Annotated in this window: 18 protein-coding genes; 9 read left to right on the forward strand and 9 right to left on the reverse strand. The window is 65.1% G+C overall.

The features are described 5' to 3' along the window. Nucleotides 1–11 precede the first annotated feature (11 nt). The 8 genes from IB261_RS02765 to IB261_RS02800 all read right to left on the reverse strand — a co-directional run bounded on the left by IB261_RS02765 (nt 12) and on the right by IB261_RS02800 (nt 9,922). Nucleotides 12–1,934: a PrkA family serine protein kinase gene (locus tag IB261_RS02765; RefSeq protein WP_045212719.1), complete on the reverse strand. Its 1,923-nt coding sequence runs from the start codon at nt 1,932–1,934 to the stop codon at nt 12–14. 288 nt (nt 1,935–2,222) lie between these two features. Next, nucleotides 2,223–2,552 carry a thiosulfate sulfurtransferase GlpE gene (gene glpE / locus IB261_RS02770; RefSeq protein WP_081520797.1) on the reverse strand — a complete coding sequence of 110 codons (330 nt, stop codon included), beginning with the start codon at nt 2,550–2,552 and terminating at the stop codon, nt 2,223–2,225. A 46-nt stretch (nt 2,553–2,598) separates the two neighbouring features. Then, nucleotides 2,599–3,423, reverse strand: coding sequence for a symmetrical bis(5'-nucleosyl)-tetraphosphatase (locus tag IB261_RS02775; RefSeq protein ID WP_081520796.1), 825 nt, complete (start codon nt 3,421–3,423; stop codon nt 2,599–2,601). Next, complete coding sequence (gene apaG, locus IB261_RS02780; RefSeq protein ID WP_054908027.1) at nt 3,423–3,803, reverse strand: Co2+/Mg2+ efflux facilitator ApaG/CorD; 381 nt, start codon at nt 3,801–3,803, stop codon at nt 3,423–3,425. The genes IB261_RS02775 and apaG overlap by 1 nt, the downstream gene beginning before the upstream one ends. After that, nucleotides 3,800–4,627: a 16S rRNA (adenine(1518)-N(6)/adenine(1519)-N(6))-dimethyltransferase RsmA gene (gene rsmA, locus IB261_RS02785; RefSeq protein ID WP_081520795.1), complete on the reverse strand. Its 828-nt coding sequence runs from the start codon at nt 4,625–4,627 to the stop codon at nt 3,800–3,802. Before rsmA ends, apaG begins: the two co-directional genes overlap by 4 nt. A gap of 116 nt (nt 4,628–4,743) precedes the next feature. Further along, nucleotides 4,744–5,745, reverse strand: coding sequence for a 4-hydroxythreonine-4-phosphate dehydrogenase PdxA (gene pdxA, locus IB261_RS02790; RefSeq protein WP_192383288.1), 1,002 nt, complete (start codon nt 5,743–5,745; stop codon nt 4,744–4,746). A 132-nt stretch (nt 5,746–5,877) separates the two neighbouring features. After that, nucleotides 5,878–7,170: a peptidylprolyl isomerase gene (locus tag IB261_RS02795; protein WP_139791707.1), complete on the reverse strand. Its 1,293-nt coding sequence runs from the start codon at nt 7,168–7,170 to the stop codon at nt 5,878–5,880. Next, the gene (locus IB261_RS02800; RefSeq protein WP_192383287.1) at nt 7,151–9,922 is read right to left on the reverse strand and encodes an LPS-assembly protein LptD; all 2,772 of its coding nucleotides are present in this window, start codon (nt 9,920–9,922) and stop codon (nt 7,151–7,153) included. Before IB261_RS02800 ends, IB261_RS02795 begins: the two co-directional genes overlap by 20 nt. Before the next feature lie 129 nt (nt 9,923–10,051). Between IB261_RS02800 and IB261_RS02805 the strand changes: the two genes are divergently transcribed. The 3 genes from IB261_RS02805 to IB261_RS02815 are packed head-to-tail and all read left to right on the forward strand — an operon-like array spanning nt 10,052 to nt 12,511. Further along, on the forward strand, nt 10,052–11,074 hold the full coding sequence (locus tag IB261_RS02805) for an aminoglycoside phosphotransferase family protein (RefSeq protein WP_192383286.1): 1,023 nt from the start codon (nt 10,052–10,054) through the stop codon (nt 11,072–11,074). Next, nucleotides 11,071–11,745, forward strand: coding sequence for an N-acetylmuramate alpha-1-phosphate uridylyltransferase MurU (gene murU / locus IB261_RS02810; RefSeq protein WP_192225428.1), 675 nt, complete (start codon nt 11,071–11,073; stop codon nt 11,743–11,745). Before IB261_RS02805 ends, murU begins: the two co-directional genes overlap by 4 nt. Before the next feature lies 1 nt (nt 11,746). After that, entirely contained in the window at nt 11,747–12,511 is a 765-nt protein-coding gene (locus tag IB261_RS02815; protein ID WP_081520789.1) for a DnaJ domain-containing protein, read from the forward strand. A 12-nt stretch (nt 12,512–12,523) separates the two neighbouring features. Here IB261_RS02815 and IB261_RS02820 read toward each other — a convergent pair whose 3' ends face one another. Further along, nucleotides 12,524–13,573 carry an alpha/beta hydrolase family protein gene (locus tag IB261_RS02820; RefSeq protein WP_151189150.1) on the reverse strand — a complete coding sequence of 350 codons (1,050 nt, stop codon included), beginning with the start codon at nt 13,571–13,573 and terminating at the stop codon, nt 12,524–12,526. A 165-nt stretch (nt 13,574–13,738) separates the two neighbouring features. On the opposite strand from IB261_RS02820, the gene IB261_RS02825 reads away from it, so the two are divergent. The 6 genes from IB261_RS02825 to IB261_RS02850 all read left to right on the forward strand — a co-directional run bounded on the left by IB261_RS02825 (nt 13,739) and on the right by IB261_RS02850 (nt 21,817). Continuing rightward, the gene (locus tag IB261_RS02825) at nt 13,739–16,150 is read left to right on the forward strand and encodes a PAS domain-containing sensor histidine kinase (RefSeq protein WP_192383285.1); all 2,412 of its coding nucleotides are present in this window, start codon (nt 13,739–13,741) and stop codon (nt 16,148–16,150) included. Between the two features lie 51 nt (nt 16,151–16,201). Continuing rightward, nucleotides 16,202–16,831, forward strand: coding sequence for a response regulator (locus IB261_RS02830; protein ID WP_081520786.1), 630 nt, complete (start codon nt 16,202–16,204; stop codon nt 16,829–16,831). Nucleotides 16,832–16,995: 164 nt separating this feature from the next. Continuing rightward, on the forward strand, nt 16,996–18,033 hold the full coding sequence (locus tag IB261_RS02835) for an ABC transporter substrate-binding protein (protein WP_192383284.1): 1,038 nt from the start codon (nt 16,996–16,998) through the stop codon (nt 18,031–18,033). Between the two features lie 180 nt (nt 18,034–18,213). Further along, nucleotides 18,214–19,323: an ABC transporter ATP-binding protein gene (locus IB261_RS02840; RefSeq protein ID WP_192383283.1), complete on the forward strand. Its 1,110-nt coding sequence runs from the start codon at nt 18,214–18,216 to the stop codon at nt 19,321–19,323. A 68-nt stretch (nt 19,324–19,391) separates the two neighbouring features. Continuing rightward, complete coding sequence (locus tag IB261_RS02845; RefSeq protein WP_081520783.1) at nt 19,392–20,441, forward strand: ABC transporter substrate-binding protein; 1,050 nt, start codon at nt 19,392–19,394, stop codon at nt 20,439–20,441. Nucleotides 20,442–20,569: 128 nt separating this feature from the next. Continuing rightward, the gene (locus tag IB261_RS02850; protein ID WP_081520782.1) at nt 20,570–21,817 is read left to right on the forward strand and encodes an ABC transporter permease; all 1,248 of its coding nucleotides are present in this window, start codon (nt 20,570–20,572) and stop codon (nt 21,815–21,817) included. The last annotated feature ends 3 nt before the right edge of the window (nt 21,818–21,820 follow it).

Raw genomic sequence — 21,820 nt, forward strand, 5'->3', positions numbered from 1 at the left:
CCGATGGCAGACTACTGCGACTTGCGAACCCGCAGATACCATTCCGACAGCAGGCGCACCTGCTTCTCGGTGTAGCCGCGCTCGACCATGCGTTTGACGAAGTCGTTGTGCTTCTGCTGATCCTCCTTGCTCGCCTTGGCGTTGAAGCTGATGACCGGCAGCAGGTCCTCGGTGTTGGAGAACATTTTCTTCTCGATCACCACGCGCAGCTTCTCGTACGACAGCCAGCTGGGGTTCTTGCCGTTGTTGCCGGCGCGGGCGCGCAGCACGAAGTTGACGATTTCGTTGCGGAAATCCTTCGGGTTGCTGATGCCAGCCGGTTTCTCGATCTTCTCCAGCTCCTCGTTGAGGGCGGCGCGGTTGAGGATTTCGCCGGTCTCCGGGTCGCGGTATTCCTGGTCCTGGATCCAGAAGTCGGCGTACAGCACGTAGCGGTCGAAGATGTTCTGGCCGTACTCGCTGTAGGACTCCAGGTACGCGGTCTGGATTTCCTTGCCGATGAACTCGACGTAGCGCGGTGCCAGGTATTCCTTCAGGAAGCGCAGGTAGCGCTCGCGGGTCTCCGGCGGGAACTGCTCCTGCTCGATCTGCTGTTCCAGCACGTAGAGCAGGTGCACCGGGTTGGCGGCGACTTCATGCGGGTCGAAGTTGAACACCTTGGAAAGGATCTTGAAGGCGAAGCGGGTGGAAAGCCCGGACATGCCCTCGTCCACACCGGCGGTGTCGCGGTATTCCTGGATCGACTTGGCCTTGGGATCGGTGTCCTTGAGGTTTTCGCCGTCGTAGACTCGCATCTTCGAGTAGATGTTGGAGTTTTCCGGCTCCTTCAGACGCGACAGCACGGAGAACTGCGAGAGCATCTTCAGGGTGTCCGGCGCGCAGTGGGCGTGCGCCAGCGAGCTGTTGATCAGCAGCTTGTCGTAGATCTTGATCTCGTCGGAGACGCGCAGGCAGTACGGCACCTTGACGATGTAGATCCGGTCGATGAAGGCCTCGTTGTTCTTGTTGTTGCGGAAGCTATGCCATTCCGATTCGTTGGAGTGGGCGAGGATGATGCCGCTGTAGGGCAGGGAACCGAGGCCTTCGGTGCTGTTGTAGTTGCCTTCCTGGGTCGCGGTGAGCAAGGGGTGCAGGACCTTGATTGGCGCCTTGAACATCTCGACGAATTCCATCAGGCCCTGGTTGGCCCGGCACAGCGCGCCCGAGTAGCTGTAGGCGTCGGCGTCGTTCTGCGGGAATTCTTCCAGCTTGCGGATATCCACCTTGCCGACCAGCGCGGAGATGTCCTGGTTGTTCTCATCGCCCGGTTCGGTCTTGGCGATGGCGATCTGGTTGAGGATCGAGGGGTGCAGCTTGACCACGCGGAACTGGCTGATGTCGCCGCCAAATTCGTTGAGGCGCTTGGTTGCCCAGGGCGACATCACCGAGCGCAGGTAGCGGCGCGGGATGCCGTAGTCTTCCTCGAGGATGGCGCCGTCTTCGTCCGGGTTGAACAGCCCCAGGGGCGATTCGAACACCGGTGAGCCCTTGATGGCGTAGAAGGGCACGTGCTCCATCAATTGCTTGAGCTTCTCGGCGAGGGAGGATTTACCGCCACCGACCGGGCCCAGGAGGTAAAGGATCTGTTTCTTCTCTTCCAGGCCTTGGGCGGCGTGGCGGAAGAAAGAGACGATCTGGTCGATGCACTCTTCCATGCCATGGAAGTCGGCAAAGGCCGGGTAACGGCGGATCACCTTGTTGGAGAATATTCGCGACAGGCGGGAATCGACGGATGTGTCGAGTAGTTCAGGCTCGCCGATGGCCATCAGTATCCGCTCGGCGGCGGTGGCGTAGGCGATCTTGTCCTGCTTGCAGAGATCCAGGTACTCCTGGAGGGAGTACTCTTCTTGACGGGTCGCTTCGAAGCGTTCCTGGAAGTGACTGAAAATGCTCATGACGTCTCCTCGCTCGATGCATGGAGCCGGCGCCGGATCGGTCTGTGCGGGTGCGGTCGGGCTGCCAGTGCTTACCGGCGAGAATCCCCCAGAACTCCAACGGAACCTGGCCACTGCCCTGATCCGCCCCAATGGTCACTGCCGATTAACCGGAAGCCGGTGTGCCGGCTCTCCCTTTTTTGGATGGCCTGAGGGAAAGGATAGTTCGTTCTTCGGTGTGTAAAGGACGAAAGAGCGAGAAGTTACAGATTTTTTGAAGGGGCTAATCCGCCCCTTTCGTAGGGGCTTTCAGTCAGAGCCGCCAGCGCTGGTATCCGCGGGATAGACGTTGCGCCACAGTTCGAAGCCGCCATCGAGGCTGTAGACCTCGGAGAAGCCCTGCTGGACGAAATAGGCTGCCGCACTCTGGCTGGAGTTGCCGTGGTAGCAGACCACGACCAGCGGTGCGTCCATGTCGGCCTCGCGGATGAAGTCGGCCACCGAGTAGTTGTCGATGTGCCGCGAGCCGCTGATGTGGCCCGTCGCGTAGCTTTGCGGGTCGCGGATGTCGACGACCTGGGCGCCGCTTTCGCGCAGTTGCTGGGCCTGGTCGGGGGCGATGCGCTTGAAGTCGCTCATGGGGTTACCTCGCAAGGCGCGCAGCCTGTGGCTGCGCTGCAATCATTCATTCTGGTTTATCGGCGCAGCTGCAGTGGATGCGCTCAAGGGTATCGATGTTCATCAGCGTCATGCTGCCGCCCCACACGCAGCCGGTGTCGAGTGCGAACAGGCCGGGGACGTCGCACTGGCCTTCCAGCGCGGCCCAGTGGCCGAAGATGATCTTGCGCCCGGCGGCCTTGCGCTCGGCGTAGCTGAACCAGGGGGCGTAGCCGGGGGGCGCGGTGTCCAGGCCTTCCTTGGATTTCAGGTCGAGCTTGCCGTCGGGCGTGCAGAAACGCATGCGTGTGAAGTAGTTGGTGATCACCCGCAGGCGCGCGATGCCGGTGAGTTTCTTGTCCCACTTGGCGGGCTCGTTGCCGTACATGCCATCGAGGAACATCGGTAGCTGGGCGTCGTCGCGCAGGGCAGCTTCGACTTCGGCGGCGCGCTGCAGGGCCTTGTCGATGTCCCATTGCGGCGGGATGCCCGCGTGCACCAGAGTCATGTCGCGCTGGGCGTCGTGGTGCACCAGCGGCATCTGCCGCAGCCATTCGATCAGTTGCGCGCAGTCCGGCGCCTCGACGATCTCGCGCAGGGTGTCGTTCTTCTTCAGGCGCTCGGCGTTGTAGGCGACGGCGATCAGGTGCAGGTCATGGTTGCCCAGCACGCAGACCAGCGAATCGCGCATGCCATAAAGGAAGCGCAGGGTTTCCAGCGACGCCGGGCCGCGGTTGACCAGGTCGCCCACCAGCCACAGCTTGTCCCGGGACGGGTCGAACTTCACCTGCTCCAGGAGGCACTTGAGCGGTTCCAGGCAACCCTGCAAGTCGCCGACGGCGTAAGTGGCCATCAGTGCAGCGCCCCCGGTACGGCGAGGCGGAACGCCGGGATCTCGGCATCGAAGTGGTGCCCGTCGGTGGCGACCATCTGGTAGCTGCCATGCATGCTGCCGACCTTGGTCGCCATCACGGTGCCGCTGGTGTAGGTGTGGCTGGCGCCCGGCTCGATCAGCGGCTTCTCGCCAACTACCCCGGCGCCGCGCACTTCCTGCACATGGCCGTCACCGTCTGTGATGATCCAGTGGCGGGTCAGCAGCTTGGCGGCCAGTTCGCCGTGGTTGTGGATGGTCACGGTGTAGGCGAACACGTAGCGCTGCTGTTCCGGCTGGGATTGCTCGGGCAGGTGGCGGGTGGTGACGCTGACGCTGACCTGGTAGCGGGGGTCGCTCATGCGCTCGGTCCTTGCTCGGCTTCCGGGTTGGTTTCGCTGTAGCGGTTGGCCAGGCTGACGAAGTCGGCAACGCTCAGCTGCTCGGGGCGCAGAGTCGGGTCGACGCCAGCGGCTTCGATGTCCTCGACGCTCATCAGCGTGCGCAGGGTATTTCGCAGGGTCTTGCGGCGCTGGTTGAAGGCTTCGCGGACGATGCGCTCCAGCACTCGGTGATCCTTGGCCGGATGCGGCGGTTCGGCGTAGGGCACCAGGCGGACGATGGCCGACTCCACCTTGGGCGGCGGGTTGAACGCGCCGGGGCCGACGGTGAACAGGTAATCTACGCGACAGAAGTACTGCACCATGATCGACAGACGGCCCCAGTCGCCGTTGCCCGGCTCGGCGGCCAGGCGCTCCACCACTTCCTTCTGCAGCATGAAGTGCATGTCCTGGATCAGCGAGGCATGGTCCAGGAGGTGGAAGATCAGCGGGGTGGAGATGTTGTAGGGCAGGTTGCCGACCACGCGCAGCTTGTCCTCCGGAGAGGCCATGAGGGTTGCGAAGTCGAACTTCATGGCGTCGCCCTGGTGCAGGCTGAAGTTGGGCTTAAGGCCGAAGCGCCATTTCAGTTGCGGGATCAGGTCCAGGTCGAGCTCGATCACGTCGAGCTTCGCGCCGCTGTCCACCAGGCCTTCGGTCAGGGCGCCCTGGCCCGGGCCGATTTCCAGCAGGTGCTGGCCTTCCTTGGCGGCGATGGCGCGCAGGATCTTGTGAATCACCCCGGCGTCATGCAGGAAGTTCTGCCCAAAGCGTTTACGGGCGCGGTGCTGGAAGAGTTCGGACATCGAAGGCTCCGGAGAGCAGCCGGGCGCCTGTGGCGGCCGGCTGGAGGCGGAAAAACCATCAGTTTACCAGTCCGGCGCGGCCAGCACGAAACGCTGGCCGAACGGAATGCCCCCGATCAGCGCGCGCCAGCGCCGGCTTCGGCCATCTGGTAGGCGGTTTCCAGGGCGACCTGCAGGCTGCCGCTGTCGATCCGACCGGTGCCGGCCAGATCCAGCGCGGTGCCGTGGTCCACCGAGGTGCGGATGATCGGCAGGCCCAGCGTCACGTTCACCGCCGCGCCGAAGCCCTTGTACTTGAGCACCGGCAGGCCCTGGTCGTGGTACATCGCCAGCACGGCATCGCAATGCTCCAGGTGCTTGGGGGTGAACAGTGTGTCGGCCGGTAGCGGGCCGATCAGTTGCATGCCCTCGGTGCGCAGGCGTTCCAGGGTCGGTTCGATCACGTCGATTTCTTCATGGCCGAGGTGGCCGCCCTCGCCGGCATGGGGGTTCAGGCCGCAGACCAGGATGCGCGGATTGGCCAGGCCGAACTTGTCGCGCAGGTCGGCGTGCAGGATGCGGGTGACACGCTCCAGGCGATCCGGAGTGATGGCATCGGCGATCTGCCGAAGCGGCAGGTGGGTGGTCACCAGCGCGACGCGCAGGCCGCGGGTGGCGAGCATCATTACCACCTGGGCGGTGCGGGTGAGGTCGGCGAGGAACTCGGTATGGCCGGAGAAGGCGATTCCGGCTTCGTTGATCACACCCTTGTGTACCGGCGCGGTGATCATCCCCGCGAAATGCCCGTCCAGGCAGCCCTGGCCGGCGCGGGTCAGGGTCTCCAGTACGTAGGCGGCGTTGGCCTGGTTCAGCTTGCCCGGCTCGACCGGCGCGGCCAGCGGTGTATCCCAGACATACAGGGTGCCGGCCGGGGCGGCGGCGCTGGGCCACTGGCCCGGACCGACGCTCTGCAGGTCGATGTTCAGCCCCAGCAGGGCGGCGCGCTGGGCCAGCAGTTCACGGCTGGCGACGGCGACCAGCGGGTGTGGTTGCGCTTCGCGGGCCAGCAGCAGGCAGAGGTCGGGGCCGATGCCGGCGGGCTCGCCGGGGGTGAGGGCGAAAAGGTGGGAAGTGCTCATCAGGGGGCTCTCGAATCGGGAGTTGCAGCGGATGGGCCTACTCTACGACGAAGCCCTGGTTCTTCGAAGCTTTCGACAGGCAAAAAGAAACCCGGCCATGGCCGGGTTTCTTTATTGAGCGACTCGCGCTGCTTACTGCTTGATCTCGACGTAGGCTTCGTCGCGGATCTGGCGCAGCCAGGCCTGCAGTTCCTCGTCGTACTTGCGTGCGCGGAGGGTCTGGGCGGCTTGTTGCTCGCGGAACTTGTCGCTGCTGTCGGTGGCGCGACGACCGAGGACTTCCAGCACGTGCCAGCCGAACGGCGAGCGGAACGGCTTGGTGACCTGGCCTTGCGGTGCGTTGTTCATCACCTCGCGGAACTCCGGTACCAGGGACTCCGGGTCGACCCAGTTGAGGTCGCCACCGTTGAGCTTGGAGCCCGGGTCTTCGGAGAACTTCTTCGCCAGATCGCTGAAGCTTTCGCCGGCCTGGATGCGCTCGTAGAGCTTCTCGGCCAGACGCTGGGTCTCTTCTTCGCTGCGGATCTCGCTGGGCTTGAGCAGGATGTGGCGGACGTGGACTTCGTCACGCAGCATCTTGCTGCCGCCGCGCTTCTCTTCCAGCTTTATGATGATGAAGCCGCCCGGGGTGCGGACCGGCTCGGTCACGTCGCCCACGGCCAGGCTGCCGACCATGCTGTCGAACGGGGAGGGCAGCTGGGCAGCCTTGCGCCAGCCGATCTCGCCGCCTTCCAGGGCGTTGTCGCCGGCCGAGCGGGACACCGCCAGTTGGCCGAAGTCGGCGCCCTGCTTGAGCTGCTCGTACATTTCCTGGGCCTGACGGGCCGCAGCCTGCACGGTTTCCGGCGAGGCGCTGTCGGGGACCGGGATCAGGATGTTGGCCAGGCGGTACTCTTCGGAGAGCTGGATCTTGCCGAGGTCGGAAGCCAGGAAGTTCTGCACTTCCTGCTCGCTGACCTGGATGCGCTCCGCTACGCGACGCTGGCGCACACGGCTGATGATCATCTCGCGGCGGACCTGCTCGCGGGCCTCGTCATAGGACAGGCCATCGTGGGACAGGGCGGCGCGGAACTGGTCCAGGCTCATGTTGTTGCGCTGGGCAATGGTGCCCATGGCCTGGTTCAGCTCTTCGTCGGTGATGCGAACGCCGGAGCGGTCACCGATCTGCAGCTGGATGTTCTCGATGATCAGACGCTCGAGCACCTGCTGGGTCAGCACGTGCTCGGGCGGCAGCGGCGCGCCGCGCTTCTGGATGGTTGCACGGACTTCGCGCAGGCGCTGGTCCAGCTGACTCTGCATCACCACGTCGTTGTCGACGATGGCGACCACACGGTCCAGCGGAACCACTTCGGCGTGCACGACGGAACTTGCCAACAGCGCGCCCAGCATCAGCGGGCGCAGGGCCTTACATAGCATTGTCTTCACGTTGACGATAACCCTGGATACCTTGGTCGAGGAAGCCTTCCACCTGGTTGCCAACCACGCCGCCAAGGCCTTTCAAGATGATTTGAAGGAATACACCGCGATCGGCCTTCGACGTGGAGGTCACGAACTCCTCGTCGTCGTAGTCGACCCAGTAGCGATTGATCAGGCGCAGCTTCCAGCAGCAGCTGTCGTACTCGAAGCCACCGAAGGCTTCCAGCGTGCGGCTCTGGTTGTAGTCGAACTGCCAGCGGCCGATGGCGGCCCACTGCGGCAGGACTGGCCAAATGAACGAGAAATCGTGCTGTTCGATCTTGTACTCGTCGCTGCCGTATTCGAACTGCCCGGTGTTCGGGTTGAATCGCTTGCTGTCCGCGCGGTAGCGGTAGCCAGCGTTCAGCACCTTGCGAGGATCGGCTTCGGGCTGATAGTGGAACATCAGGTTGCCGTTGTCGGTGTGGTGCGTGTTCGGGTTCCAGTTGAAGTCGGAGCTGGCGTACCAGTCATGGTCGAAGCGGTAGATGCCGGTGAGCGCGTAGGGCGAGCGCCAGGTGTCGGCGTCCGGATTCTTCGCGCCGCTGGCGGCCAGATCGTTCTCGGTCAGGCCGGGCAGTTGCACGCGACGGTCGCTGAAGTAGTAGATCTGGCCGGCGGCAATGTAGGCGCGCTCGAAGCCATCGTCTTCGATGAAGCGCGAACCCAGGCCCAGGGACAGCTGGTTGGCGTCGCCGATGCGGTCACGGCCGGTGAAGCGGTTTTCACGCCACAGCGAGTCGTAGCTGAAAGTGAACTCGCCGGTGTCGAAGGTCGGCAGGTTGTCCTGGTTCTTGTACGGGACGTACAGGTACATCGCGCGCGGTTCCAGGGTCTGACGGAACTTGGTGCCACCGAAGGTGGTATCGCGGTCGAAGTACAGTCCGGAATCCAGCTTGGCCAGGCCGAGCGAGCGATCCGGGCTGTTTTCGTAGTCGATGTACGACGGCAGTGTGGCCTTGCCCTTGCCGTCCAGGTCCAGGTCGTACTTGGTGTACAACGCCTTGACGGTCGGGGTCATGAAGCCCCAACTGCGGTTCATCGGCAGGCTGATGCCCGGCTCGGCGTGGAAGCGATCGCCATTCGCACGGGCGAGACCGGTCAGGGATGTATCCGGGCGCGGATAGAGTGTCGGGTTATCGACATCGATGCGGTAATAGCCCTCATCCAGATCGCGGTCAAAACGCACGGCCTCGGTGCTGTAGGTGAAGTTCAGACCGCCCGGGTTGAACGGCAGCTTGCCGTCCAGGGTGAGCTGCGGCAGGCGATCGTACGGGGTGACGTCAGTGACGGTCGCCAGCTGGTAGGACTGCGCGTTCAGTCTGGCGGTATAGCTGTCGCCACGATAGGTCAGGACGCCCTGCTGGTTGACGTAGGTCGGCGAGCCGATGCCCAGCGAGGTATCCAGGTCCTGGAAGTAGTACGGGTCGCTGATCCGGGTGTAGTCGACCTGCGCCATCAGGCGCGAATCCAGGCCGCTGACGTTTTTCCAGCCATACAGCCAACGGGTGTCGGTGTACTGCGGGAAGTCCTCGCGATCGTCGTTCTTGTCGTTCAGGTAGGCCGCGGTGACCTGGCCTTCGCTGCTGTGGGTCAGGTAGCGGAACTCGCCTTCCATCAGCAGGCCGCGCTTGACCATGTAGTGCGGGTACAACGTGGCGTCGTAGTTGGGCGCCAGGTTGAAGTAGTACGGGGTGGTCAGCGTGAAACCGGTGTCGGTCGAGCTGGCAAAGGAAGGCGCCAGGAAGCCGGACTGACGACGGTTGTCGATCGGGAAATAGATGTACGGGGTGTAGAAGACCGGAATGTCCTTCACCCGCAGGGTCGCGTTGGTCGCGGTGCCGAAACCGGTGGCCGGGTTCAGCTTGATGTTGTTGCCCTTGAGGACCCAGGCGTTGCTGCTGGGTTCGCAACGGGTATAGGTGCCGTCCTTGAGCTGGATGATCGCGTCTTCCTGGCGCTTGGCGTACAGCGCGCTGCCGCGGATCTGCGCCTGGTGCATGACGTATTCGGCGTTGTCGATCTTCGCCGCGCCGTTGTCCAGTTGCAGTTCGGCGTGGTCGCCGACGATCAGCGCGCCGTTGTCGCGCAGCTTGACGTTGCCGACCAGTTCGCCGCGGTTCTCGGCCTGGTGCAGGTTGGCCTCGTCGGCCTCCACCTGCATGCTGCCCTGGCGCAGGACCACGTTACCCGCGAGGGTGGCGACCTGCTTTTCCTGCTCGTAGCGGGACACTTTCGCCGAAACGTAGGTCGGGGCCTCGTCGTTCGGCGTCTTGTCGTTCATGCCCGGGCGGGTCGGCTCGACATAGGCGCCGCTGCAGTACGGGCCCATTTCCGCCTGTTGGGCGGCGGTGAGCTTGTCGCGCGGGATCCAGTCGAGGTGGCTGTAGTCGTTGCTGCGCGACTTCAGGCCGCGGCCGCCGGACTCGGTGACCAGCTGTTTCGGCTCTTCGCCGGCACTGCTGCTCGAGCTGCCCGAGGACTTCGAGCTGCTGGCGGCGGCGGTGCCGCCGGCGCTGACCGAGCTGGCGCCGTGCTGTGGGCGCGGTACGCTGCTGGCGCTGTTCTGCGAGGAACAGTCCCAGGCGCCGGACGCGGAGGGCTGGCAGGCGAACTGCTCACCGGGTGCCGCGGTCACAGAGGCGAGCGGCTGGATAGCCAGCAGGCCACCGGTCACCAGTAAGGGGAATTTTCTACGGAACACGGGGAAATTCACTGCCATCTTGTTAATCCGGGCTTCCTGCGAGCCATCGGCCCAAAGCGGACCGCACGCCTCTCGATGGGCTCAAAAAGATGCTGGATAATAAAGCATGACCCGCGCAACGGCTAGGGCCGTGGAGAACCCATAAAGATGTCACAGGATGCCCGCTACCAGCAGATGATCGGCTGGTTGGACTTGAGTTTGCCCGCAGTGTTCAACGCGCAGGGCTGGGGCCCGGTGCCCGAGGCCAGCCTCACCGCAGCCAGCAGCGACGCCAGTTTCCGCCGGTATTTCCGCTGGCAGGGTGAAGGTCGCAGCCTGATCGTGATGGACGCGCCGCCGCCCCAGGAGAACGTCCGGCCCTTCATCAAGGTCGCCGGTCTGCTGGCCGAGGCCGGCGTTCACGTCCCGAAGATTCTGGCCGAAGAAGTCGAGCAGGGTTTCCTGCTGCTCGATGACCTGGGCCGCCAGACCTACCTGGATGTACTGACCGCGCAGAACGCCGAGGAACTGTTCGAGGATGCCCTCGACGCCCTGGTGGCCTTCCAGCAGGTGGACGTCGCCGTGCGTCTGCCGGCCTACGACGAGGCCTTGCTGCGCCGCGAGCTGCAGCTGTTCCCCGACTGGTACTTGCAACGCCACCTGGGCGTGACGCTGGAAGGCGAGCAGCTCGCCCGCTGGGAGCGTACCTGTGACCTGCTGGTACAAAGCGCCCTGGAGCAGCCGCGCGTCTTCGTGCACCGCGACTACATGCCGCGCAACCTGATGCTCAGCGAGCCGAACCCCGGCATCCTGGATTTCCAGGACGCGGTCCATGGCCCGGTGACCTACGACGTGACCTGCCTCTATAAGGACGCCTTCCTCAGCTGGCCGGAGCCGCGCGTGCACGACGGCCTGTCGCGCTACTGGCGCAAGGCCCAGGCCGCCGGTATCCCGCTGCCGGACAGCTTCGAGACCTTCTTCCGTGCCAGCGACCTGATGGGCGCCCAGCGTCACCTCAAGGTCATCGGTATCTTTGCCCGCATTTGCCACCGCGACGGCAAGCCGCGCTACCTGGGCGACGTGCCGCGGTTCTTCCGCTACCTGGAGAGTGTCATCGTGCGCCGGCCGGAACTCGCTGACCTCGCGGCGCTGCTGGCCGATCTGCCCAAAGACGAGACGCATCCCGCATGAAGGCCATGATTCTCGCTGCGGGCAAGGGCGAACGCTTGCGTCCGCTGACCCTGCATACGCCCAAGCCATTGGTACGCGCCGGTGGCGTGCCGCTGATCGAGTACCAGCTGCAGGCACTGCGCCGGGCCGGATTCGATCAATTGGTGATCAATCACGCCTGGCTCGGCCAGCAGATCGTGGATCACCTGGGCGACGGTTCGGCTTTCGGCGTGAGCATCTGCTACTCGCCCGAGGGCGAACCGCTGGAAACCGGTGGCGGCATCTTCAAGGCGCTGCCGCTGCTGGGTGACGAGGCCTTCGTCATTGCCAACGGCGACATCTGGACCGACTTCGATTACGCGAGCCTGCTCGGCGCGCTGGCCGAGGACGATCTGGTGCACCTGGTGCTGGTGGACAACCCCGGTCACCACACCCGCGGTGATTTCTGCCTGAGCGAAGGCCGCGTCAGCGATTACTGCGAAGGCCAGCCGAGCCTGACCTACAGTGGAATCGCCATCCTCCGCCCCGAGCTGTTCGAGGGCTGCGAGCCTGGTGCCTTCAAGCTGGCACCGCTGCTGCGCCAGGCCATGGAAGCCGGCCGGGTGAGCGGCGTCCATCATCGGGGTCGCTGGATCGATGTGGGCACCCACGAGCGCCTGGCGGAAGTCGAACGCCAGCTGGCGGAGGGCTGAGGTGTTCTGGCCGGGCACCTTGGTAGGCGTCATCGCCGGCTGGGCATTGGCAAGCATTCCGGGCGCCATGCTCGGTGCTCTGCTGGGACAGGTGCTCGACCGGCGCCTGAAGCAGCGCACCTGGGCGGGGCTGTTCGATCAGTTGCGCGGCGGGCCGAGGGTTGGCGACCAGGAGTTGCTCTTCCTGCTGCTTGGCCGGCTGGCCAAGAGCCGTGGGCGTGTGATCGATGCTCACATCCAGCAGGCGCGGGCGGAAATGCAGCGTCTGCAACTGGATGACAAGGCTCGTCGCCAGGCCATCGATGCCTTCGGTCGCGGCAAGCTCGGTGGTGAGTTGCTGGACGCCGGCTTGCACCAGCGCCACGGCCAGGAGGCTACGGCCGAAGGCCTGATCCAGGCCTGTTGGCGTATGGCCTGGGCCGGCGGCGCACCGAACGCTGCGCAGAAGAACCTGCTGCTGCAGTGGGGCGATTCGCTGGGGCTTTCCCGGTCCAGGGTTCTCGCGCTGTCGGCGGGCGCCGAACCGCCCAAGCCGCCCGCCAGGCCGCGCGAGTCCTACACCGCGGCGCTGCGACTATTGGGCGTGACGCTGGAGAGCGAACCGGAAGAGATCAAGCGCGCCTACCGCAAGCTGATCAGCCAGAACCACCCGGACAAGCTCGAAGGCTTGGGTGCGAGCCCGGAGCGGATTGCCGCGGCGACCAGCCGGACCCGCGAGATCCAGGATGCCTACCTGCTGGTGCGCCAGCGTCGCGGCTTTCGCTGAGTCGGGCGGCCCTCAGGGCTGCTCGATCGGCTCCAGGTGCATCGACAGCCAGCCGCGGATGCGCCGGTAGAGCTGGTCCTGCTCGGTGCCCAGGTCGGCAGGCAGGGCATTCATGCCGATCTGCACGTAGTTCGGTGCCTTCTGCCGCTTGCTCGCCTGCAGGCGCAGTTTCGCGGCGGCCACGTCAGGCGCCTTGTCCTTGTAATAGAAGTCGCCGGTGGCGAGGTTCAGCAGTGGCACGGTTTCGTCCAGCGACGGCTTGAAGTCGCGCGGCATCTGGGGCGCCACCAGCAGCAGGTTCCTGATTTCGGCTGGCGTGCGTTCGCCCAGGTAGCGGGTCGCCCAGTAGGCGCCGGTGCCATGGCCGAGCAGGACGATGGTTTTCGGGTTGTGCTGCTGGGCCAGTTCGACGGCCGCCTGGATGCGTGCCAGCACACGCTCGGCGTGGGCCTTGCGCAGCTCCACCGGGTCGGTGGGCGGCGGCGGAGCTTCGGCGCTGGCCTGGGCCGGCTCCGCGCTGCCGGCTTCGCCGGTGCTTTCCGGTGTCGGGATCGCGCTGCCTTCGCTGCCCTTCACTTCGGGTTTGCTGGCGCTGTCGGCGACCGTGGCGTCGGTATCGGCGCTGGCCTTGTCCGGCGATTCCTTCGGCCGCGGGACCGGCGCGGTGCTTTGCGGGTCGGGCAGGGTCACGGCGAGGGTCTGCCAGCCGGCATCGGGCAGTTTGCGTCGCAGCGGGCCGATCGCTACCGGCCAGTCGGCGCTCTCGCCATCGCCGGGTATCAGGATCACCGCCCCCGATGCGTCGGCAGCATTGGCCGGCAGCCAGAGAGCCAGGAAGGTTTCGTCGCCGGCCTTGAGTTCCTGGCGCTCGCTTTCGGGCAACTGGCGTCCCAGGCCGCTGGCTTCGTCCTGGCTGCGCTCGCTCACTGCCGGACGCACGACTGGTGTGGCAGCCGGTTTTTCAGCGGCGGGCTTGGCGTCTTCGGCCCAACTGGCCCCCAGCGGCGCGAGGCCGAGGCACAGGCTGAGGGCGAGAAACGTCGGGCGAGGCAAATGCGGCATCAAAGATATCCCTGTCTGGCGGCAGCAAGCGGCGGGCGCGAGAGCGGCCAGCCTAGCGGCTTGTATTAGCTTTGTCAGGCGCAGGCGTGCCGGGTTCAACCGGGGTTGCTGTAAGGTATGCCGGCCATTTGCTTTGACCCGAGTGAAATCCATGGTGCTGTCGGCATGAGACGTCTGTTCTGGAAAGCCTGCCTGGCCTGGCTCTGCTGCCTGCCGTTGCTGGCCGTGGCGGAAACTGCCGCGCCACCGTTGACCCTGGATCAGGCGCAACTCGCGTGGCTTGCCGAGCATCCGCAGCTGCGTGTCGGCGCGGTGCTCGAGGCACCTTATGTGCAGCAGGATCGCCGCTTGCAGCAGCTCTCCGGGGCCAACGTCGAACTGCTGGAGTGGCTGGCCAAGTCCCTGCACGTCAGCCTGGAGTGGCGCACCTTTCCCGACCAGGCCGCGCTGGAGAAAGCGGTGCGCGCTGGCGAAATCGATCTTGCGCCCGGCGTCAGCCAGACACCTTCGACCTTGCGCGACTGGCTGTTCTCCGATCCCTACCTGCGCGTTCCGCGTCTCGTTGTGGGAGACCGACGCAGCGGCACCTCGGTGGAGCTGGATACCCTCGGCGAGGGCGAGTCCGTTTCCGTGCGCGGTCCCGGCCCGGTGGTGGACTACCTGCGTGGCACCTACTCGGGTCTGACCCTGCAGGTCGTCGACAGCGACCGCGAAGTGCTGCGCAAGGTGCTCGGTCGCGAGGCCAATTACGCGGTGATCGACGAGGCGCAGCTGGCGCGCCTGACCCGCGAAACCGAATTCACCGGCCTGCTGGTGGTGGCCGACATCGGCTATCCGCAGCTGCTGCGCGTGGCGACCCGGCGCGGCCTGCCGGAGCTGGCGGGGATCATCGACGCGGCTCTGCGCGCGGTACCCGCCAAGGACCTCGACCAGCTCCACGAACGCTGGCTGCAACCGACCTACCCGCGCCTGGGCTCCTCCCCCGGCTTCTGGCAGAACCTCTGCATCCTGCTCGGCCTGCTGCTTCTATTGGCGGTTGCCGCGCTGCTCTGGTTGCGGCGCCAGCACCGCGCGCTGGAGTCGCGCCTGCTCGCCGCGCGCCGCGATATCGAGTTGCGCCAGGCGGCGGAACAGGCCCTGCGCCTGACCCAGTTCGCCATCGACAGCAGCACCGTCGGCATCCTCTGGGTCAACTGGGACAGCCACGTGCGCTACGCCAACCGCGCGGCCGAAGAGATGCTCGGCTACTTGCCGGGAGCGGTGGTGGATCGGCCGCTGTCGGACTTCGAGCCGACGCTGAACATGGACCGCTGGCTCAACCTCTGGCGCCGCGCGCGCAATGCCGACGAGGCGCCGCTGAGCTTCGAGACCCGCTGCCTGCGCGCCGACGGCCAGTGGCTGCCGGCGGACGTTTCGCTGAGCTTCCTGCGTTTCGGCGATTCGGAGTACCTGCTGGTGTTCCTCACTGACGTTACCGAACGCCGCCGCGCCCGCGCCGCGCTGGAAGAGAGTGAGGCGCGCCTGCAGGGCATCGCCGCCAACGTGCCGGGGTTGGTGTTCCGCCTGGAGCCCAACGCGCCGGACGATGACTCCGATTTCGCCTATATCAGCTTCATCACCGGCGGCAGCGAAACCTCGCTGGGCTACTCGCCCGGCTACCTGCGCGAGAGCGGCCTGGGCATCATGGGCCTGGTGCATCCGTCCGAGCGCGAGAGCTACCTGGCCAGCCAGCTGGACGCGGTGGAAGGCCATCGCAACTGGCTGTGGCAGGGCCGTATCCTCACCCGCAGCCACGAGCCGCGCTGGGTCGACATCAAGGCTACGGTGCGGACCCTGGATGACGGTCGCCCGGCCTGGGACGGCGTGGTCTGGGACATCACCGAACACAAGCAGATCGAGCTGGAACTGCAGGATTCCCGCGCGCAACTGCGCGAGCTGTCGGCGCACCTGGAGAGCGTGCGGGAGGAGGAGAAGGCGCGCATCGCCCGCGAAGTGCACGATGAACTGGGCCAGGTGCTCACCGTGCTCAAGCTGGAAACCTCCATGTGCGAACTGGCCTACGCCGAGCTGGACAGCGGCCTGCGCGAGCGCCTGGACAACATGAAGCGGCTGATCGCCCAGCTGTTCCAACTGGTCCGCGACGTGGCCACCGCGCTACGCCCGCCGATCCTCGATGCCGGCATCGGCTCGGCGGTGGAATGGCAGGCGCGCCGCTTCGAATCGCGCACGCAGATTCCCTGCCTGGTGCAGGTGCCGGAGAATCCGCCGGAGCTGTCCGACGCCAAGGCCATCGGGCTGTTCCGCATCCTCCAGGAGGCGCTGACCAATGTCATGCGCCATGCCCAGGCGCATACTGTGGAATTGCAGCTGAGCGTCGAAGGGCGCGAGTTGTGCCTGCGCATCGCCGACGACGGCGTGGGCTTCGATCCGAACGCCACGCGCCAGGGCGTTTCCTTCGGCCTGGTGGGCATGCGCGAGCGGGTGCTGATGTTCGGCGGCACCCTGCAGATCGACAGCCAGCCCGGGGAGGGCACCACGCTGTGGATCCGCGTGCCGTTGCGCTCCAGAAGTGCGTGAACGGGCGAAAACCATAACGACAATGACAAGCGTGGAACGGGAGGAAAGGCGGTGATTCGAGTGCTGGTGGCGGAAGACCATACGATCGTGCGCGAGGGCATCAAGCAGCTGATCGGCATGGCCAAGGACCTGCAAGTGGTCGGCGAGGCCACCAACGGCGAGCAGTTGCTCGACACCCTGCGCCAGACGCCCTGCGAAGTGGTCCTGCTGGACATCTCCATGCCGGGCGTCAACGGCCTGGAGGCCATCCCGCGCATCCGCGCGCTGAACAACCCGCCGGCGATCCTGATGCTGTCGATGCACGACGAAGTGCAGATGGTCGCCCGCGCGCTGAAGGTCGGCGCCGCCGGCTACGCCACCAAGGACAGCGACCCGGCGCTGCTGCTCACGGCGATCCGCAAGGTCGCCAGCGGCGGCCGCTACATCGATCCCGATCTCGCCGACCGCATGGTCTTCGAGGTCGGCCTGACTGATTCGCGCCCGCCCCATGCGCTGCTGTCGGAGCGCGAGTTCTCGGTATTCGAGCGCCTGGTACAGGGCGAGGGCGTCAACGAAATCGCCCAGCAGCTGGCGGTCAGCAGCAAGACCATCAGCACCCACAAGGCGCGGCTGATGCAGAAACTCAATGCCAACTCGGTGGCTGACCTGGTGCGTTACGCCATGGAGCACAAGCTCGTCTGAACCATCTGCGACGCTGGCTTGACCTGCGGCAGATCGCTCGCTGAATTTTCCCTCCACTCTGTGCGACGTGTCCGATTTCTGTAACACACCGTCTATCTAGCGGGCGTGAGGCAGGGAATGATTGCCGGCTTCATGCAGTACGTCGTGATAACAAGGAGAAGAAGATGTTGCGAGCGGTAAGGGGAAGGCTGCTGTTCGGCCTGCTGGGGAGCGCTGCGATGCCGGCGCTGGCGGACTACGTCACCGTGATTTCCTTTGGTGGCGCCAACAAGCAGGCGCAGGAAGCGGCCTTCTACAAGCCGTTCAAGGAAGTGACCGGCAACGCCGTCGTACACGGTTCCTACAACGGCGATCTGGCCAAGCTCAAGCGCATGGTGGAGATCAGCCATGTGTCCTGGGACGTGGTGGAAGTCGAGGCCCCCGAGCTCGCACGCGGTTGCGAGGAAGGGCTGTTCATGAAGCTCGATCCCAAGTCCCTGGGCAACACCGCCGACTTCGTTCCCGGCGCAGTGCAGCCGTGCGGCGTCGGCATCTTCGTCTGGACCACGCTGCTGGCTTACAACCAGAGCAAGCTGCAGGGCACGCCCAGCAGTTGGGCGGATTTCTGGGACACGAAGAAATTCCCCGGCAAGCGCGGCCTGCGCTGGGGCGCCAAGTACAGCCTGGAATTCGCCCTGATGGCCGATGGCGTGGCGCCGAAGGACGTCTACAAGGTGCTCGCCACCAACGATGGCGTCGACCGGGCCTTCCGCAAGCTCGACGAACTCAAGCCGAGCATCAACTGGTGGAAGTCCGGCCAGGACCCGGTGCGCGACCTCGCCGATGGCACCGTGGTGATGAGCTCCGCCTACAACGGCCGGATCGCCGCCGCGCAGGCCGAGCAGAAGGGCTTCCGCATGGTCTGGGCCGGCGGCATCTACGACTTCGACTTCTGGGCGCTGCCCTCGGGCGTGTTCAAGAAGGAGCTGGCCGAACAGTTCGTCAACTTCGCCGGCCAGCCGCAGCAGCAGAAGGCTTTCGCCGAGAACATCTCCTACGGCCCGACCAACCGCAAGGCCGTGGAACTGCTGGCGCCGGACGTGGCCGCCAACCTGCCCACCGCGCCGCAGAACATCGCCAATGCCGTGGGCATGAACGTGGCGTTCTGGGCCGAGCACGGCGACGCGCTGGAGCAGCGTTTCCAGGCCTGGGCCAAGCGCTGATCGCCGGGCTGCCGACCACAAGCTGGTCGGCAGTCTGTTTCGCCATTTTTTGTAGGGCGAGCCCTACAAAGCATCCTCTCTAAGCCTTATAGCAATCTCTCATACCGCCCGATTTGCGCGCCGGTTCTGCTTCTCTAGTCTTGAGATCAACGGCATTTACAAAAATACAAAGGTGCGGTGATGGCCGAGAATCAGGCAAACGATGTGCTGGTGAGTTTCCGTGGCGTGCAGAAGAGCTACGACGGCGAATCCCTCATCGTGAAGGACCTCAATCTGGACATTCGCAAAGGCGAATTCCTGACACTGCTGGGGCCTTCCGGTTCCGGCAAGACCACCAGCCTGATGATGCTGGCCGGTTTCGAAACTCCTACCGCCGGTGAAATCCAGCTCGCCGGCCGCGCCATCAACAACGTCCCTCCGCACAAGCGCGACATCGGCATGGTGTTCCAGAACTATGCCCTGTTCCCGCACATGACGGTGGCCGAGAACCTGGCATTCCCGCTCTCCGTTCGCGGCATGAGCAAGACCGATGTGAGCGAGCGCGTGAAGCGTGCGCTGTCCATGGTCCAGCTCGACACCTTCGCCGGCCGCTATCCCGGCCAGCTCTCCGGTGGTCAGCAGCAGCGCGTGGCCCTGGCCCGTGCGCTGGTCTTCGAGCCGCAACTGGTGCTGATGGACGAACCCCTGGGTGCGCTCGACAAGCAGCTGCGCGAGCACATGCAGATGGAGATCAAGCACATCCACCAGCGCCTGGGCGTGACCGTGGTCTACGTGACCCACGACCAGGGCGAAGCCCTGACCATGTCCGACCGCGTGGCCGTGTTCCACCAGGGCGAGATCCAGCAGATCGCCCCGCCGGCCGAACTCTACGAACACCCGCGCAACTCCTTCGTCGCCAACTTCATCGGCGAGAACAACCGCATCGCCGGCCAGCTCCAGGCCCGCGATGGCGAGCGCTGCACCGTGGGCCTGGCCCGTGGCGAGAAGGTCGAGGCACTGGCGGTCAACGTCGGCAACGTCGGCGACACCGTCAGCCTGTCGATCCGCCCCGAGCGCGTGCGCCTGAACGGCCACAGCGAAAACTGCGCGAACCGCTTCTCCGGCCGCGTCGCCGAGTTCATCTACCTGGGTGACCACGTGCGCATTCGCCTGGAGGTCTGCGGCCGTACCGATTTCTTCGTCAAACAGCCGATCGCCGAGCTCGATCCCGCGCTCAGTGTTGGCGACGTGGTTCCGCTGGGCTGGGAAGTCGAGCACGTCCGCGCGCTCGACCCACTGTCCGCGGCGTAACAGCGCGGCCCGGCCACTCCCGGACGCATCCAAGAAAAACAAACCTGCACACTGTGGAGACAACAATAATGTCGAAGTCCTTGAAAGCATCGGGGCTCAAACTCGCAGCGCTGACCCTGGGCGTGGCCTTCGCGGCCCAGTCCATGGCCGCTACCGACCTGACCGTGGTGTCCTTCGGCGGCGCCAACAAGAACGCCCAGGTGAAGGCGTTCTACGGTCCCTACGAGAAGAGCACCGGCAACAAGATCGTCGCCGGCGAGTACAACGGCGAGATGGCCAAGGTGAAGGCCATGGTCGACACCAACAGCGTCTCCTGGGACCTGGTGGAAGTCGAGTCGCCGGAACTGGCCCGCGGCTGTGACGAAGGCCTGTTCGAAACCATCGACCCGGCCATCCTCGGCAAGGCCGAAGACTACGTACCGGGCGCCGTCAGCAACTGCGGCGTGGGCTTCTTCGTCTGGTCCACCGTGCTGGCCTACAACGCCGACAAGCTGAAGACCGCACCGACCAGCTGGGCCGACTTCTGGGACACCAGCAAATTCCCGGGCAAGCGCGGCCTGCGCAAGGGCGCCAAGTACACCCTGGAATTCGCCCTGATGGCCGACGGTGTCGCGCCCAAGGACGTCTACAAGGTGCTGGCCACCAAGGAAGGCCAGGACCGCGCCTTCAAGAAACTCGACCAGATCAAGCCGAACATCCAGTGGTGGGAAGCCGGCGCCCAGCCGCCGCAGTACCTCGCTTCGGGTGACGTGGTCATGAGCTCCGCCTACAACGGCCGCATCGCCGCCGTGCAGAAAGAGAGCAACCTGAAGATCGTCTGGAACGGCGGCATTTACGACTTCGACGCCTGGGCAATCCCGAAGGGCGCCAAGAAGGTCGACGAGAGCCTGAAGTTCATCGCCTTCTCGGTTCAACCCGAGCAGCAGAAGACCTACTCCGAGAACATCGCCTACGGCCCGGTCAACAAGAACGCCGTACCGCTGCTGAGCAAGGAGCTGCTGAAGGACATGCCGACCACCCCGGAAAACATGCAGGGCCAGGTGGGCATGGACGTGACCTTCTGGGCTGACTATGGCGAGCAGTTGGAGCAGCGCTTCAACGCCTGGGCCGCCAAGTAAGCAAGCCCTTACCGCCACGGTCGGCCCGGACCGTGGCGGACCGGAACCGTCGCACCCCCTCTCGCGGCGGCTCCTCCTGACACCACACCTTGGCCGCTCCCGGGCGGCCCGTTTTACCGGAGTTCGCTATGGCCACCGCTGTGTCGATGAACGAGGTCGCCGGCCCCACCCTCAAGCAGCGCCTGGCGCGCGCGGAGCGGATGAACCGCTTGAAGTCGCAGGCGCTGGTCCTGCCCCTGCTGGTCTTCCTCCTGCTGACCTTCCTCGTGCCCATCGCGGCACTGCTCTACAAGAGCGTGAACAACCCCGAGGTCGTCGGTGCGCTGCCGCTGACCGTCAACGCCATTTCCGAGTGGGACGGCAAGTCGCTGCCTTCGGATGCGGTGTACAAGGCGCTGAGCGACGACCTGGTCGCCGCGCGCAAGAACCAGACCATCGGTGACCTGTCCAAGCGCCTGAACATGGAACTGGCCGGCTACCGCAGCCTGCTGTCCAAGACCGCTCGCGCGCTGCCGTTCAAGGAGCAGCCGGCGTCGTACAAGGACGCAATGGAAGCACTCGACGAGCGCTGGGGCGACCCGGCCTACTGGCAGGCGATCCGTCGCAACGCCAGCTCCGTCACGCCCTATTACCTGCTGGCGGCGCTCGATCACCGTATCGATGACCTGGGCGAAATCGCCCGCGCAACGCCGGACCAGTCGATCTACCTGGACATCTTCGCCCGCACCTTCTGGATGGGCGCGGTGATCACCCTGATCTGCCTGGCGCTGGCCTACCCGCTGGCCTACCTGCTGGCGATCCTGCCGACCCGCAAGTCCAACCTGCTGATGATCATGGTGCTGCTGCCGTTCTGGACCTCGATCCTGGTGCGCGTCGCCGCGTGGATCGTGCTGTTGCAGTCGGGCGGCCTGATCAACGGCGCGCTATTGAAGATGGGCCTGATCGACGAGCCATTGCAGCTGGTGTTCAACCGCACCGGCGTGTACATCTCCATGGTCCACATCATGCTGCCGTTCATGATCCTGCCGATCTACAGCGTGATGAAGGGCATTTCCCCCAGCTACATGCGCGCCGCAATTTCGCTGGGCTGCCATCCGTTCTCCAGCTTCTGGAAGGTCTACTTCCCGCAGACCGTGGCCGGTGTCGGCGCCGGTTGCCTGCTGGTGTTCATCCTGTCGATCGGCTACTACATCACCCCGGCCCTGCTGGGCAGCCCGAACGACCAGATGGTCAGCTACTTCGTCGCCTTCTACACCAACACCACCATCAACTGGGGCATGGCCACGGCCCTGGGCGGCCTGCTGCTGTTCGCCACCCTGGTGCTCTACGTGATCTATGGCTGGCTGGTGGGCGCGAGCCGCCTGCGCCTGGGCTGATGA

This window comes from Pseudomonas sp. PDM20 (assembly GCF_014852575.3).
Taxonomy (GTDB): Bacteria; Pseudomonadota; Gammaproteobacteria; order Pseudomonadales; family Pseudomonadaceae; genus Pseudomonas.